At 51.1% G+C, this 14,805-nt stretch carries 18 protein-coding genes; all 18 read left to right on the plus strand.

What is annotated here, in order from left to right; all coding sequences use genetic code 11:
- Positions 1 to 11: 11 nt before the first annotated feature.
- The 18 genes from flgG to EVJ20_RS02150 are packed head-to-tail and all read left to right on the plus strand — an operon-like array spanning position 12 to position 14,793.
- Positions 12 to 923, plus strand: a complete 912-nt coding sequence (gene flgG, locus EVJ20_RS02065) for a flagellar basal body rod protein FlgG (protein WP_131506939.1) — start codon at positions 12 to 14, stop codon at positions 921 to 923.
- Positions 923 to 1,141, plus strand: coding sequence for a flagellar FlbD family protein (locus EVJ20_RS02070; protein WP_131506941.1), 219 nt, complete (start codon positions 923 to 925; stop codon positions 1,139 to 1,141). Before flgG ends, EVJ20_RS02070 begins: the two co-directional genes overlap by 1 nt.
- Entirely contained in the window at positions 1,134 to 1,583 is a 450-nt protein-coding gene (locus EVJ20_RS02075; RefSeq protein WP_071399607.1) for a flagellar basal body-associated FliL family protein, read from the plus strand. The genes EVJ20_RS02070 and EVJ20_RS02075 overlap by 8 nt, the downstream gene beginning before the upstream one ends.
- Before the next feature lie 9 nt (positions 1,584 to 1,592).
- Positions 1,593 to 2,582 carry a flagellar motor switch protein FliM gene (fliM, locus tag EVJ20_RS02080; RefSeq protein ID WP_070327489.1) on the plus strand — a complete coding sequence of 330 codons (990 nt, stop codon included), beginning with the start codon at positions 1,593 to 1,595 and terminating at the stop codon, positions 2,580 to 2,582.
- Complete coding sequence (gene fliY, locus EVJ20_RS02085; protein WP_131506943.1) at positions 2,579 to 3,688, plus strand: flagellar motor switch phosphatase FliY; 1,110 nt, start codon at positions 2,579 to 2,581, stop codon at positions 3,686 to 3,688. Before fliM ends, fliY begins: the two co-directional genes overlap by 4 nt.
- A 12-nt stretch (positions 3,689 to 3,700) precedes the next feature.
- Complete coding sequence (locus EVJ20_RS02090; protein ID WP_035385909.1) at positions 3,701 to 4,066, plus strand: response regulator; 366 nt, start codon at positions 3,701 to 3,703, stop codon at positions 4,064 to 4,066.
- A complete protein-coding gene (locus tag EVJ20_RS02095; protein WP_070327487.1) occupies positions 4,063 to 4,557 on the plus strand; it encodes a flagellar biosynthetic protein FliO in 495 nt (164 codons plus the stop codon). The genes EVJ20_RS02090 and EVJ20_RS02095 overlap by 4 nt, the downstream gene beginning before the upstream one ends.
- A complete protein-coding gene (fliP, locus tag EVJ20_RS02100) occupies positions 4,554 to 5,219 on the plus strand; it encodes a flagellar type III secretion system pore protein FliP (RefSeq protein ID WP_016508219.1) in 666 nt (221 codons plus the stop codon). Before EVJ20_RS02095 ends, fliP begins: the two co-directional genes overlap by 4 nt.
- An 11-nt stretch (positions 5,220 to 5,230) precedes the next feature.
- Positions 5,231 to 5,503, plus strand: a complete 273-nt coding sequence (fliQ, locus tag EVJ20_RS02105; RefSeq protein WP_070327486.1) for a flagellar biosynthesis protein FliQ — start codon at positions 5,231 to 5,233, stop codon at positions 5,501 to 5,503.
- Positions 5,500 to 6,270, plus strand: coding sequence for a flagellar biosynthetic protein FliR (gene fliR / locus EVJ20_RS02110; RefSeq protein WP_071399610.1), 771 nt, complete (start codon positions 5,500 to 5,502; stop codon positions 6,268 to 6,270). The genes fliQ and fliR overlap by 4 nt, the downstream gene beginning before the upstream one ends.
- Positions 6,267 to 7,358: a flagellar biosynthesis protein FlhB gene (flhB, locus tag EVJ20_RS02115; RefSeq protein ID WP_131465277.1), complete on the plus strand. Its 1,092-nt coding sequence runs from the start codon at positions 6,267 to 6,269 to the stop codon at positions 7,356 to 7,358. Before fliR ends, flhB begins: the two co-directional genes overlap by 4 nt.
- Before the next feature lie 13 nt (positions 7,359 to 7,371).
- Positions 7,372 to 9,390, plus strand: a complete 2,019-nt coding sequence (gene flhA, locus EVJ20_RS02120; RefSeq protein WP_070327483.1) for a flagellar biosynthesis protein FlhA — start codon at positions 7,372 to 7,374, stop codon at positions 9,388 to 9,390.
- Between the two features lies 1 nt (position 9,391).
- Complete coding sequence (locus tag EVJ20_RS02125) at positions 9,392 to 10,468, plus strand: GTP-binding protein (protein WP_131506945.1); 1,077 nt, start codon at positions 9,392 to 9,394, stop codon at positions 10,466 to 10,468.
- Positions 10,447 to 11,286, plus strand: coding sequence for a MinD/ParA family protein (locus EVJ20_RS02130; RefSeq protein WP_070327481.1), 840 nt, complete (start codon positions 10,447 to 10,449; stop codon positions 11,284 to 11,286). Before EVJ20_RS02125 ends, EVJ20_RS02130 begins: the two co-directional genes overlap by 22 nt.
- A gap of 19 nt (positions 11,287 to 11,305) precedes the next feature.
- Positions 11,306 to 13,282 carry a chemotaxis protein CheA gene (locus EVJ20_RS02135; RefSeq protein ID WP_131506947.1) on the plus strand — a complete coding sequence of 659 codons (1,977 nt, stop codon included), beginning with the start codon at positions 11,306 to 11,308 and terminating at the stop codon, positions 13,280 to 13,282.
- A gap of 12 nt (positions 13,283 to 13,294) precedes the next feature.
- Positions 13,295 to 13,726 carry a chemotaxis protein CheW gene (locus EVJ20_RS02140; protein ID WP_016508282.1) on the plus strand — a complete coding sequence of 144 codons (432 nt, stop codon included), beginning with the start codon at positions 13,295 to 13,297 and terminating at the stop codon, positions 13,724 to 13,726.
- On the plus strand, positions 13,716 to 14,315 hold the full coding sequence (locus tag EVJ20_RS02145) for a chemotaxis protein CheC (protein ID WP_131465271.1): 600 nt from the start codon (positions 13,716 to 13,718) through the stop codon (positions 14,313 to 14,315). Before EVJ20_RS02140 ends, EVJ20_RS02145 begins: the two co-directional genes overlap by 11 nt.
- A complete protein-coding gene (locus EVJ20_RS02150) occupies positions 14,308 to 14,793 on the plus strand; it encodes a chemotaxis protein CheD (protein ID WP_131440252.1) in 486 nt (161 codons plus the stop codon). The genes EVJ20_RS02145 and EVJ20_RS02150 overlap by 8 nt, the downstream gene beginning before the upstream one ends.
- Positions 14,794 to 14,805: the final 12 nt, after the last annotated feature.

The following is a 14,805-nucleotide window of genomic DNA, read 5'->3' on the forward strand; positions in this document are numbered from 1 at the left end:
GGGGATTCATCATGTTAAGAGCAATGTACTCAGGAATCAGCGGATTAAAGAACTTCCAGTCAAAGCTTGATGTCGTCGGTAACAACATCGCCAACGTCAACACGTTCGGGTATAAAAAAGGCCGCGTCACGTTCAAAGACCTCGTCAGCCAGCAAGTCGGTAGTGCTTCTGCAGGGAATGCAACGACTGGTGGGATTAACCCGAAAGAAGTCGGTCTCGGGGGTACGATGGCGACGGTCGACAACGTCTATAACCAAGGCGCGATGCAAAACTCAGGCCGGGCGCTCGACGTCGGAATCTCGGGTGAAGGGTTTTATGCGACGATGGTAAATGGGCAACTCCAATACACACGCGCCGGTAACTTTTATACGGACAACCAAGGAAATTTAGTAACCGGGGACGGGACATATCTTATTGGTTCTCAAACAAATGACCTTCCACCTTCTGGGACTCCTGGAGTTGCTGCAACACCAACTGCTTTACAAATGGCAAGTGATCTTGACGTCCCATATTTACAAACTGCAGTTGGAGCACAAACAGATAAATACGGACGTATTAAAATCCCGACAGACGCCCGTTCGCTCTCAATAGGAAAAGATGGTCAAGTTAGTTTCGTAGGAGCAGATGGAGAATTACGAGTTGCGGGTTATATCGTGACATCAAACTTCTCGAACAACGCAGGTCTATCAAAAGTCGGTGCCAACAATTTCGTTCAATCTCAAAACTCAGGAGCACCTCAATTTGGAGTTCCAGGTTCGGGAGGCCGTGGTGAACTTGTCTCGGGCGCCCTCGAGATGTCGAACGTTGACTTATCAGAAGAGTTCACGGAAATGATCGTCGCCCAGCGTGGATTCCAGGCGAACACACGAATCATCACAACGTCAGACGAGATTTTACAAGAACTCGTCAACTTGAAACGCTGATGATACGCGTCACGACATTGCGGGGTGAGGAATTTGTCTTGAACGCCTTGTTCATCGAGACGGTCAAGGCCGAACCTGACACGATCATTCATTTGTATAACGGCAAAACTTATATCGTCACAGAGACGAAAGATCAAATCATCGAGCGGACGACGGCATTTTACGGCTCGATCGGGTTGATGGGAACGACAGTCACAAGAGGTGAAGAAGATGAGTGAAGAAAAACAAAAAGGAGGCGCCATGAAAATGGTGCTCATCCTGCTCGTCGTCCTGCTCGTCATGGGGGGCGCTGGGTTTATGACTTATAAATATGTATTCGGCGACAACGTGACGGCTAAAACGAAACCTGTGACGGCAGAAGAACTCGCCGAGCGCAGCTTCACGACCGAGGATATGACGACGAACATTCAAGACGAACGGTTCATCAACGTCCAATTCACGATTGTGACCGATGCGGCTGAGACGAAAGAAGATCTTGAACTTCGTAAGTTCCAAGTCCATAACGTCATCCTTGGTGATTTGGCCGGGATGACGAAGGCACAGCTCACGACGAAGGAAGATATGCAGAAGTTCGAGCAATCCCTTCGCGAGCAATTAAACGGACTGCTGGAAAAAGGTGAGGTCCAGCGCGTCTATATGACGAAGAAAATTATACAGTGAGGTGGCATCATGGGAGAAGTACTGTCTCAACAAGAAATTGATGCCCTGTTATCAGCGCTAAGCAGTGGAGATGTCGAAGCCGATTCCTTTTTGAATCAAGAAGAAGAACGAAAAGTACGGCAGTATGACTTCAAACGGGCCGTCCGTTTCTCTAAAGATCAAATTCGTAGCTTGACCCGGATTCATGAACACTTCACACGGATGCTGACGACATTTTTCTCGGCCCAACTTCGGACGTATGTCCAGTTCACGGTCAATTCAGTCGAACAGCTTCCATACGATGAGTTCATTCATTCGATTCCGAGTATGACGATGATCAACTTGATCGAGGCGCCCCCGCTTAACGGCCGGTTCATTATCGAAGTCAATCCGAACATCTCTTACGCGATGTTGGATCGACTGCTCGGGGGACCTGGCGTCGAGATTGAAAAAGTCGAAAGCTTCACTGAAATCGAGATGCGAATCTTGACCCAGCTATATAAACGAGCTTTTGCCGGTTACGGGGAAGCGTGGGAGTCGATTGCCGAAATCAAGTCCGAAATGACGGCCGTTGAAGTGAACCCACAGTTCCTTCAACTCGTGTCACCAAACGAGACGGTCGTGCTCATTTCGATCGGGGTCACTATCGGAGAAGTGAGCGGGACGATTAACGTCTGCTTGCCGTTCGTGACGATCGAGCCGGTGCTATCGAAACTATCGAGTCATTACTGGATGCAGGAGGCGAACCGCCGCAATGCGAGCGGGAACAGTCAAGAACCGCTCAAAGCCCAATTGATGAACTCGACGGTAGAAGTCGTGTCCCTGCTCGGGGAGACGACAATCACGTTCGGTGACTTGTTGCATTTAGAAATCGGTGACTGTTTGACGCTCGATCAACTAGTGAAAGACCCGCTATCCGTCCTAGTAGGGGAAAATAAAGTGTTCAGAGGGCAAGTCGGTGTGAGTGGGAAGCGGATGGCGGTCCAAGTGCTTCACCGGGTGAAGGAGGAAGAGCAATGAGTGAGATGTTGTCACAAGATGAAATTGACGCGTTATTACGAGGAACGAACGACAGTTCGCCAAAGCCGGTAGACGAGAGCGAAGAACATCTCGACTCGATGGAAAGCGACGCCCTCGGAGAGATTGGAAATATCTCGTTCGGAAATTCCGCGACGGCGCTGTCGACGTTACTGCAACAAAAAGTAGAAATCACGACCCCGGTCGTCAGTGAAGTGACGATCGATGAGCTCAGAGAGCGTTATCCGACACCTCACGTGGCGCTTCGGGTCGGTTACACCGAAGGGTTGAAAGGGGAGAACGTCCTCGTCTTGACCCGCGAAGACGCGGCCATCATTTCTGATTTGATGCTCGGTGGGACCGGGATCGGCGTCGATCCGGACGGGCTCGATGAGATTCGGTTATCGGCCGTTCAAGAAGCGATGAACCAAATGATGGGGGCTGCGGCCACATCGCTCTCGACCGTGTTCTCTAAAAAGATTGATATTTCGCCGCCGCTCGTCGAAGTGTTCGATGCGACGAAAAATCAAACGATCATTGACCGGCTTGAGCTTTGGGAAACGATGGTGCTGATCGAGTTCAATTTGAAAGTCGGCACGTTGATTGATTCAAAAATTGTCCAAATTGCCCCGATTCAATTCGGGAAGCAACTCGTCAACGAACTGATTGCAGCTACGACGTCAGCCCCGGCCGCGCCTAAACAAGAGCAGCCGAAAGTTCAAGCGGCGGTCACACCAGCGAAAGCTTCGGCACCTGCTCCGGTACGCACTGAAAAAACGTCAGCCCCAGAAGTGGCGGTCAGCCAAGCCGAGTTCATGCCACTCCACGCCCCGACGTCAAACGATTCGGTGCCGGCAAACCTAGGCTTGCTGTATGATGTGCCGCTCAACGTGACGGTCGAACTCGGCCGGACGAAACGGTCAGTGCGAGAAGTGCTCGAACTGTCGCAAGGGTCGATCATTGAACTTGATAAATTGGCGGGGGAACCTGTCGATATTTATGTGAACCAACAACGCATTGCCCGCGGCGAAGTCGTCGTCATCGAAGAGAACTTCGGGGTACGTGTGACAGAAATCATCCAACCGCATGAGCGGATTGGAATCGTTTAAGGAGGAAGAATAATGAGTGCAAAAATTTTGGTGGTAGATGATGCGGCGTTCATGCGCATGATGATTAAAGACATTTTAACGAAGAACGGGTTTGAAGTGGTCGGCGAGGCAGAGAACGGTATTGACGCGGTCGCAAAATACCGTGAACTCACGCCAGATCTCGTCACTCTCGACATCACGATGCCAGAAATGGACGGCCTGGCGGCATTGAAAGAAATTCGCGGGTTCGATTCGAACGCCAAAGTCATCATGTGTTCGGCGATGGGACAACAGGCGATGGTCATCGATGCGATCCAAGCGGGAGCGAAAGACTTCATCGTGAAACCGTTCAACGCGGAACGTGTCGTCGAGGCAGTTTCGAAAACGGTCGCACAATGAACAAGTGGTGGTTGATTTTCCTGCTCGTGGTCGGGCTGTCTGTGCCGGCCACGGTCGAGGCCGCCACCGTGGATAAACAGTTCGAACAACAGCAGCCTGAAGCCAAAGATCAATCTGTCCCTACGACCGTCTCGACGGTCGGGACGTTGGTCAAGGTCGTTTTGAGTTTAGTTGTCGTAATTGGAGGATTCCTCGTCTTGATGCGTTGGTTAAACGCACGGACGCAAGGTGTGAAGACGGCGCAACATATGAAACATCTCGGCGGGGTACCGCTTGGGAAGGACCGCTCGGTGCAGCTCGTCAAGTTAGGGGAGCAAGTATACGTGCTCGGTGTCGGTGAATCGATTCAATTGATTGATCGAATCGACGCGGAATCGATTGATGAAGCAGCGTATGACGCGCCTTCACTGAACACTTCGAACACATCAACGTTCTTAGATACGTTCAAACAGCAACTGTCACAGATTGAAGAAGTGAGGAAGAAGCAATGACGACGATTGAACAACTGATCAATTTAGAAACGCCGGACAGCACGTCGACTTCGATTAAATTATTGGTCGTATTGACACTGCTCACGCTGGCGCCGTCATTCTTGATTTTGATGACTTGTTTTACACGTGTCGTCGTCGTTCTTTCATTCATTCGGCCAGCCTTAGGGACACAACAGACCCCACCGAACCAATTGATCATCGGGCTCGCCTTGTTCATCACGCTGTTCGTCATGTCTCCGGTCTTATCTGATTTAAACGACAAGGCGTTGTCTCCATATATGGACGACGAGATCAGTCAAGATGAGGCGTTCGAGGAAGCCGGTAACACGATGAAACGATTCATGGCAAAGTATACGCGACAGGAAGATTTGCAACTGTTTATCAAATACGGGAATTATGAGCAACCGGAGTCGGTCGAAGACGTTCCTTTGCTCGCGATGGTACCAGCTTACGCCATCAGTGAGCTCAAGACGGCGTTTCAAATCGGCTTTATGATTTTCTTGCCTTTTTTGATCATTGATATGGTCGTGGCGAGTGTGCTCATGTCGATGGGGATGATGATGCTTCCACCGGTCATGATCGCTCTGCCGTTCAAATTGTTGTTGTTTGTATTAGTGGATGGATGGCACTTAATCGTGGAATCATTGCTTAGAAGTATGTAGGAGGAACGATTATGACGCATGAAATGGTCATCTATTTGGCGACAGAGAGTGTATGGACATTATTAAAAATTTCGATGCCACTTCTTTTGATCGCCCTCGTCGTCGGACTCGTCATCTCGATTTTACAGGCGACGACTCAAATTCAAGAACAGACGCTATCGTTCGTTCCAAAGCTAGTCGCGGTCTTTATCGGGCTCGTCGTTTTCGCGCCGTGGATGCTGCAACAGATGGAAGGATTTACGCGGATGATCTTTGAACTGATGGTCGAGGTCGCCTCGAAATGAATGCGGTCGATTTCATTAGTTTATATGGATTGACGTTTGCTCGTCTATCCGGATTTTTCGTAAGTGTGCCTTTATTTTCTTCAAGGCAGCTCCCGGTCATGCACCGTGTCGCGTTTAGTGCTTTTTTAGCTTATTATGCGATGTTCACGGTAACAGAGCCGCTCGAACTTGGGCAAGCCTTCATCGTTCAAGTGCTGTACGAAGTGCTGATTGGACTTCTGCTCGGCATTTTGATCAATATCTTATTTTTTGCCCCGCAGATTGCCGGGGGAATCATCGATTTGCAGCTCGGTCTGGCGATGGCGTCAGCGTATGACCCGATGTTTGGCGGACAGTCGCCGTTGATCGGACGATTTTATTACATCTTTACGCTGTTCATCATGCTATCAAGTAATTTGCACTTACTGTTGATCGACGGTATCTATTACAGCTTTCAAATTTATCCGCCTGGTCAGCCGATGATCAACTTTAGCGAAGGATCGCTCATGATGGCCGTGAAGGTCGTCACGATGACGATGATGGTCGCATTGCAACTCGCGTTCCCGCTCATGGCATCGCTGCTTCTCGTCGACTTGGCGCTTGGCTTCTTAGCAAAATCGGCCCCGCAGTTCAACATTTTTGCCATCGGGTTCTCGTTCAAATTGATCGCCGGGTTTTCCGTGATGGTAATGATGATGGGATTGACGCTGAATGGGATCAGCCAATTCATCCCGGTGTTGCAAGAGATATTACGTGATTTTATGACGTTGTTAGGAGACGCTCAATGAAGCCTCTATACTCTTTATCGGTCGATCTTCAGTTTTTTGCAGGAGAAAAAACGGAAAAAGCAACACCTCGAAAACGAGAAGACTCGCGTAAAAAAGGACAAGTTGCGAAATCAGCCGATCTGACCGGAGCGTTCGCCTTGTTCGCGATGTTCCTCATGTTATCTTTTCTCGGACCTTTTGTCGGTCAGCAGTTGTTTGGCCTGACGAAAGAGCTACTTGGTCCAACATATTTGCTGTACGACTTATCAGAAGGCATGTCCGGGATGATGATTGATTTGGTCATTCGCGCCGGGATCATTTTAGCACCGTTCTTGATCGTTGCGGTCGTGTTCGGTATTTTAATCAACTATTTCCAAATCGGTTCACTGTTCTCAACAGAGGCGATTCAACCAAAGTTAGAGCGGATTGACCCGCTCAAAGGGGTCAAGCGCATCATCAGCATGAAAGCAGTCGTCGAATTTTTAAAGTCCTTATTCAAATTATTGATTATCCTGACGACTGCGGTCGCTATACTTTGGCAAAACCAAAAAGAATTGTCACGCATGGCCGTCGAACATGTTCGTGAATCGGTCGTCGCACTCGCTGCGATCACGATCGAACTCGGGCTGTGGGTCAGTGTCGCATTGCTCGCGCTCGCATTGCTCGACTTCTTTTATCAACGGTTCGATTTTGAAAAATCGATCCGCATGTCGAAACAAGACATTAAAGACGAGTATAAGAACAGTGAAGGCGACCCGCTCATCAAGTCGAAAATCAAACAACAACAACGGGAGATGGCGATGCGGCGTATGATGCAAGAGATTCCGAACGCGGACGTCGTTATCACCAACCCGACCCATTTCGCTGTCGTCATCCGTTATGACGATACGAAAGACTTTGCGCCGCTCGTCGTCGCCAAAGGGGTCGACCAAGTCGCTTTCAATATTCGTGACGTCGCAAAAGAGCACGATATCCCGATCGTGGAAAATAAACCACTGGCCCGTGCGCTCTATGCGCAGCTAGACATCGGAGAAGTCGTCGACGAGTCGTTTTATCAGGCGATCGCCGAAGTGCTGGCGTTCGTCTATCAACTGAAACAACCGTCTTGAGGAGGAGTATGCGTTGGCTGTAAAAGCTAAAGATTTCGCAGTATTGATTGGCGTTCTTATGATCGTCGTCATGCTGGTCATCCCGTTACCGGGGTTCTTACTAGATTTTCTTATCATTATAAATATATTGATCGCCCTCATGATTTTACTCGTGGCGATGAACGCCCGGGAAGCGCTTGATTTCTCTGTCTTCCCATCTCTCTTGCTGATCGTCACGCTGTTCCGTCTCGGGCTGAACGTGTCGACGACCCGCTCGATCCTCTCGACCGGATATGGTGGGGAAGTCATTGCGACGTTCGGGAACTTCGTCATCGGCGGAAACGTTCTCGTCGGATTTGTCGTATTCCTCATTCTCGTCATCATCCAATTCGTCGTCATCACGAAAGGTGCCGAACGAGTATCGGAAGTCTCGGCTCGATTCACACTCGACGCGATGCCAGGGAAACAAATGGCAATCGATGCCGATCTGAACTCTGGGTTGATCGATGACAAAGACGCCCAAATCCGCCGTAAAAAGATTCAAAGCGAGGCTGATTTTTATGGTTCGATGGACGGGGCCTCGAAATTCGTAAAAGGTGACGCCATTGCCGGAATCATTATCGTCGTCATCAACTTGATTTTCGGTATCATCATCGGCGTTGTCCAAATGGGATTACCTGTCGGTGAGTCGTTTACGACGTTCTCGCTTATGACAATCGGGGATGGGCTCGTCAGTCAGATTCCGGCCCTCCTCATTTCGACGGCGACCGGGATCATCGTCACCCGTGCCGTCTCGGACGGCAATCTCGGGGAAGACGTGGTCGACCAGCTCGGTCAAAATCCGACGTTGCTCTATATCGCGGGCACGGTCATCTTCTTGCTCGGTTTCGTGTCACCAAGTTTACTTCCGGTGACGACGCTGATCGCGGGTGCGACATTCTTCGGGGCGTACTCGATGCGCCGCAGCCTGAAGCAAGCGATTGCTGAACCGCTACCGGATGAGGAACCAGCGGCACCGACCGAGACCGTCGTCTCGCTCCTGCAAATCGATGCGATCGAGTTCGAGTTCGGCTACGGGCTGATCCCGCTCGCGGATGAATCGCAAGGCGGCGACCTGCTCGACCGTGTCGTCATGATCCGCCGTCAACTCGCACTCGAACTCGGGTTCATCTTACCGACGGTCCGGATCCGTGACCACCTGCAACTGTCACCGAACGCTTACCGGATCAAAGTGAAAGGCAATGTCGTCGCAGAAGGTGAGTTATTACTCGATCACTACTTGGCGATGAGCCCTGGAATTGAAGACCCTGAAGTGTACGGGATCGAAACGACGGAACCGGCTTTCGGATTGCCCGCTCTCTGGATCGATGAAGAGACGCGGACGCGGGCCGAGATGAGCGGTTACACCGTCGTCGACCCACCTTCAGTCGTCGCCACGCATTTAACGGAGACGCTCAAGAAACATGCGTCCGACCTACTCGGACGGGAAGAGACGAAGCAACTCGTCGAGCATTTGAAAGAGACACACCCGGTGCTCGTCGAAGATGTGACCCCATCCGTGCTCTCGATTGGAGATATCCAAAAAGTACTTCGTCATCTATTGAAAGAGCACGTCTCGATTCGCAACTTGCCGCTCTTGTTTGAGACGATGGCCGATTATGGAAAAGTGACGAAAGACGCTGATATATTAGGCGAATACTGTCGTCAAGGACTCGCCCGCCAGTTGACTGACCAAGTCAGCCCGCCGGACGGTCCACTCTACGTCGTCACACTCGGTGGACAGACCGAGCAACTTATTCAAGACGCTGTCCAAAAAACCGAGTTCGGCAACTATTTGGCGCTCGATCCGGAGCAAGCGCGCGAAATCATCGAGCGCTCTGGCGAACAACTGTCGATGTTTGAACGCTACGGGGCTTCGGCCGTCATTCTTTGCTCGCCGACGATTCGGATATTCGTGAGACAGCTGCTCGAACGGTACTATCCTGACGTTCCGGTCCTTGCGTATAACGAATTGCTCAGCTCGCTCGAAGTGAAAAGTATTGGGGTGATTTAATATGCAAATTAAAAAATATACAGGCAAGACGATGTCCGAAGTGATGGCGAAAGTGAAACAAGATCTCGGCGACGAGGCTGTCATCTTAAATTCTCGCCAAGTCAAGAAAGGATGGTTCGGGTTGTTCGCTTCACAAGAAGTTGAAGTGATTGCCGCACTCGAGAAAGCGCCGCTAACGGTCAAGCCTCGAACCGAGCCGAAACTGCAGCCGAAACAAGCAAAGGCGAAGCCGATTCCTGCACCTGCACCTACACCCACTCCACAACCGGTGACGCCTGTTCCTGAAAAGAGGCGTTTGCCAGCGGGTCTGACCCATATCGAGTCGCTCTTAGCGTCTGAGTCGTTCACAAATGAATCGTGGGAAGAGCGAATCAACGAACTGTACTATACGACTAAATCGCTAGAGGTCGTCGAGCAATACGTCTATGACCAGATCCGCAGTTCCTTTTTAACGGTCCCGGATGCGTTGCGCTACGTCATGCTCGTCGGTCCGACCGGTGTCGGCAAGACGACGACGCTCGCGAAGCTTGCCGCCCACTATAAGCTCGACCAAGGGATGTCGGTCGGTTTGATTACGACCGACACGTACCGGATCGCGGCGATCGAACAGCTGAAGACGTACGCCGAGATTTTAAATATCCCCGTCGAGGTCGCCTATGACTTTGACGACTTTAAACGGGCGAAACAACTGTTTGCAAGAAAAGATATCGTCTTGATCGATACGGCCGGACGCAATTTCCGCGATGAGGCGTACGTCGAACAGTTTCATAACCATCACGACTTCTCGGAGACGAGCTTGTCACTTGTGCTCAGTCTGACGTCGAAAATGAAAGACATGGATTTGATTTACCGACAGTTTGAAAAATTGCCGCTCCGGTCGCTCATCTTCACGAAAGCGGATGAGACGAGTGATATCCACGCGATGTATCGGATGGTGCGCGAGAGCGGACTCCCCGTCGCTTGGCTGACAGACGGCCAGGAAGTGCCGGACGATATGGTCGCCGGCGACCCAGACATCTTGACGCAAAAGATGCTTGAGAAGGAAGGGTGGACACGATGGACCAAGCAAGGCGTTTAAGAGCGAAGACGGATGTCGCACCAACGACAATCGCGTTCGCGAGCGGAAAAGGCGGCGTCGGCAAGACGAACGTCTGCGTGAACACCGCAATCGGGCTCGTCGAACTCGGAAAGCGTGTCTTGATCGTCGATCTCGACATCGGGATGGCGAACGTGCACATTCTTTTGAATGCGGCGCAGTCTAAAACGATGGTCGATTCTGTGAAAACTCGGACTCCGCTTGCGTCTTCGGTTCAGAAAGACGTGCACGGTGTCGATATATTACATGGAGGAAGTGGACTTGACACATTAGTTCAATTCTCAGAAGCAGACATGCAATTTTTAATGCGTGAACTTGAAGTGCTGACGACTTATGATTACGTACTGTTTGACATGGGAGCAGGAGCAACGGACACATCGTTACGATTCATTGAAGGATGTGACGAGATGTTTCTCATCCTGACCCCAGAACCGACATCGCTGATGGATGGTTACGCGTATACGAAACTCGTGCATCGTCAAAGTCCGGATTTACCGATCGGGGTCATTGTCAATCGGGCGCAGTCGGGGGAAGAAGCACTTCAGTGTTACGAACGGATGGAAGTCGCATGCCGACAGTTTTTGAATAAACCGATTCGGTTCCTTGGTTTTTTACCAGATGACGCTTCTGTAAGGAAAGCGGTCATCGCCCAAGTCCCGTTTTACCAATTTGACCGAAAGAGTGATATTAGCTGGCGACTCGAGCGTATTTTGACAACGCTTACCGGAACACCACCGAAGCCACGGCACTTCATGGATCGGTTGATTGGGAATTTGCGGCAACAGTGGAAGCGAGTCTAACGACAGGGAGGTAATATAGATGGACGTGAACGAATACTTAGGGTTGTTTTTGGATGAGTCACAAGAGCATATCCAATCGGTCAACACACAGTTAATGAAATTTGAGCAGACGGCTAGCGCTGAAGCGGTTCAAGAGATTTTCCGTTCGGCCCACACGCTCAAAGGGATGTCGGCGACGATGGGTTACGAAAGCGTGGCCAATTTGACACACGAGATGGAGAGTGCCCTTGACCTTGTCCGGTCAGGCAAAAAAGAGAGCAACCAATTGTTGCTTGATACGATGTTTATCGCGATGGAACAGATTGAAGCGATGATTGCCGACATCGAGACGGGTGGAACCGGTACGAACGTCGACGTCAAAGCGACGGTTTCGGCATTCCAGTCGTTTATCGGAGGTAAGGAACAAAAAATCGCTACGGCGGAAGAGTCGTCGGTGTTTACTGTCGACTTGTATGCGGATTCGGTCATTGAACAAGCGAAACAGACCGGTTTTGAGGCGTTCCAACTTCATGTTAAGTTATCGGATGCCGTCGTCTTAAAAGCAGCCCGGGCTTACATGGTGTTTGATCGGCTCCAAGAGCTCGGTGAAGTCGTCCGGACCCACCCTGAGACGGAAGCGATTGAGCAAGAACAGTTCGACTTGTCGTTTGATGTCTTGTTCTTGTCACAAGAGACGGCTGCAGTCATCGAACACGCCGTCTCGCAAGTGTCAGAAGTTGAAACAGTCCACGTCTCGGTATTTACGAGCGTGAGCGAGAGCGAGCCGGAAATTGCTGTGAGTGCAGAAGCGGTAGCGGTGCAAGAAATAAAACCGAAAGCGCAAGAAGCAGAAGAACCGAAAGAACAAGCTGTCGCTCAAGCGAAGACGATTCGTGTCAATTTAGAACGGATCGATCGTCTCATGAACTTGTTTGAAGAATTCATCATCGACCGCGGTCGACTCGAACGCCTTGCCGACGAGGTCGGACAACCCGAACTAAACGAGACGGTCGAGAAAATCAAACGTGGCACGAACGAACTGCAATCACTCGTGTTGACGCTACGGATGATGCCAATCGAGCAAGTGTTCAACCGGTTCCCACGGATGGTCCGCTCGGTCGCGAAAGACATTCATAAAAAAGTTCAACTCGATATCTCAGGAGCTGACACGGAACTCGACCGGACCGTAATCGATGAGATCGGTGATCCGCTCGTCCACTTGATTCGCAACGCGATCGATCATGGCATCGAGCTTCCTGACAAACGCGTCCAAGCCGGAAAACCGCAACAAGGGCGACTCGCCCTCCGTGCTTACCATGGCGGTAACCGTGTCTTCATCGAGATCGAAGATGATGGAGCGGGAATCAATGTCGATAAAGTCCGGTCGAAAGCGCTCGAACGTGGTGTCATCACGACTGAAGAAGCGGCGACGATGACAGACAACGAGCTCGCGATGCTCATCTTTGCACCGGGCTTCTCAACGGCAGACGTTGTCACAGACTTGTCAGGTCGTGGCGTCGGACTCGACGTCGTCAAAAATAAAATCGAGTCGCTCGGTGGCGTGGTCACGCTCGAGACCGTGGTCGGACAAGGGACCAAGTTCCAAGTCAGTCTACCGCTCACGTTATCAATCATCTCGGCGATGCTCGTCCAAGCGGGTGACGAGACGTATGCCATCCCATTGTCATCGATTCTCGAGACGACATTGCTCGATGAAGCCAACATCCTGACGGCCCATCGCGAACGTGTCTTCGATTTCCGCGGACAACTCGTCCCGCTCGTTTATTTAAAAGAAATTTTCGGAATCGATTCGGAAACAAAATCACAGTTCCCGGTCGTCGTCGTGCGTAAAGGCAATAAACTCGTCGGAGTCGTCGTAAACGACTTGATTGGTCAACAAGAGATTGTCATGAAGCCGCTCGGGACGTATCTCGAAGGCATTCCGGCTATTTCGGGGGCAACGATTCTCGGAGATGGACGGGTCGCTCTCATCGTAGACAGCAACGATCTCTTTTAAGGAGGAAGAAAGATGGAACAAAAATGGGTAGTGTTTTCACTCGCATCGAACACGTACGGAATCGATGTCCAATCAGTCCGTTCGATTGAACGGTTACAACCTGTCACCCGGGTGCCGAACGCACCAACACACGTGAAGGGTGTCATCAACCTCCGTGGTGTGGTCACACCGGTCATCGACCTCAGGCTTCGCCTCGGTTATGAAGAAATCGCACCGACAGACGAGACACGGATTTTGATCGCTTCTTTGAATCAAGGCGATGCTGGTTTTATCGTCGATCGTGCCAACGAAGTCGTCGAGAGCGATGAAGTCCGGATCGAACCGATTCCGGATTCGAGCCACGAGATGCACTCGGCACACTTGACGGCGATCGCTAAAGGTGAGGACAAGCTGTTCTCGCTTCTCGATGCGAACGCGTTGTTCGAGGACCAACATGCTGAGTGAATTTGAACAAGATTTGTTAAAAGAACTTGGGAACATCGGTTCTGGACATGCGGCGACCGCGCTCTCGACACTGCTCGCCAAGCCGGTCAACATCACGGTATCGTCTGCTGAAATGGAACCGATCACATATTTACCGGACCGCGTCGGTGGTCCCGAGCGCCATGTGGCCTCTGTCCTGTTAGAGCTTGGGGGCGAGATCAGTGGCATGATCCTGATCATGTTCCCGGTGGATGATGCGGAGAGTATGGTGGCTTCGCTGATCGGCTCACCGTTCACGTTCCAATCGAACAACGAGCTCGGTAAATCGGCGTGGGAAGAGATCGGTAACATTATGAGCGGGGCTTACGCGCGAGCGTTAGGCGACTGGCTCAATACGCCGATTATGATTCAAGTGCCGGCGACCGCGATTGATATGGCCGGATCGATCGTCGAGTTTGTCGTCACGTCCGTTCAACCGGAAGAAGATGCCGCGCTCTATATCGACACGACGTTCATGATTGACGAGAAGGTGAGTGCCGGGCATGTGCTCTTCTTACCGACGCACGGCTCGCTAGATCGGATTCAACGAAGGTTGCTTGGCCATGGCTGAAGTTCTTAAAATCGGAATTGCCGAGTGGAAGCAAACGACAGCACCGAACCGGCTCCGCACGGCGGGACTCGGCTCATGCGTCGGTGTCATCTTGTATGATGCCCGGATGCAAGTGGCGGCGATGGCACACGTCATGCTTCCAGATTCGGCGATCGCAAGGAAACACCAGACGATCGAAGTCGGGAAATATGCGGATACGGCCATCGATGCTCTTGTCGAGTCACTCAAACGGGCCGGGGCAGGACGCCTGCAAGCCAAGATGGCCGGTGGGGCCCAAATGTTTCAATTCAAATATGAGAACGCGGCGATGCGAATCGGGGAACGAAATGCCGAAGCAATCCGCATCGCTTTAAAAGCACATCACATCCCGCTAATCGCCGAGGATTGTGGTGGGCATAACGGACGAACGATTGAATTTGACGTGGCAACATGCGTCTTATCGATTCGGACAGTGAGTATCGGAACAAAAGAACTATAAGGGGGGATCGAC

The sequence above is a fragment of the Exiguobacterium sp. SH0S1 genome (assembly GCF_004337165.1).
In the GTDB taxonomy this organism is placed as follows: domain Bacteria; phylum Bacillota; class Bacilli; order Exiguobacteriales; family Exiguobacteriaceae; genus Exiguobacterium; species Exiguobacterium aurantiacum_A.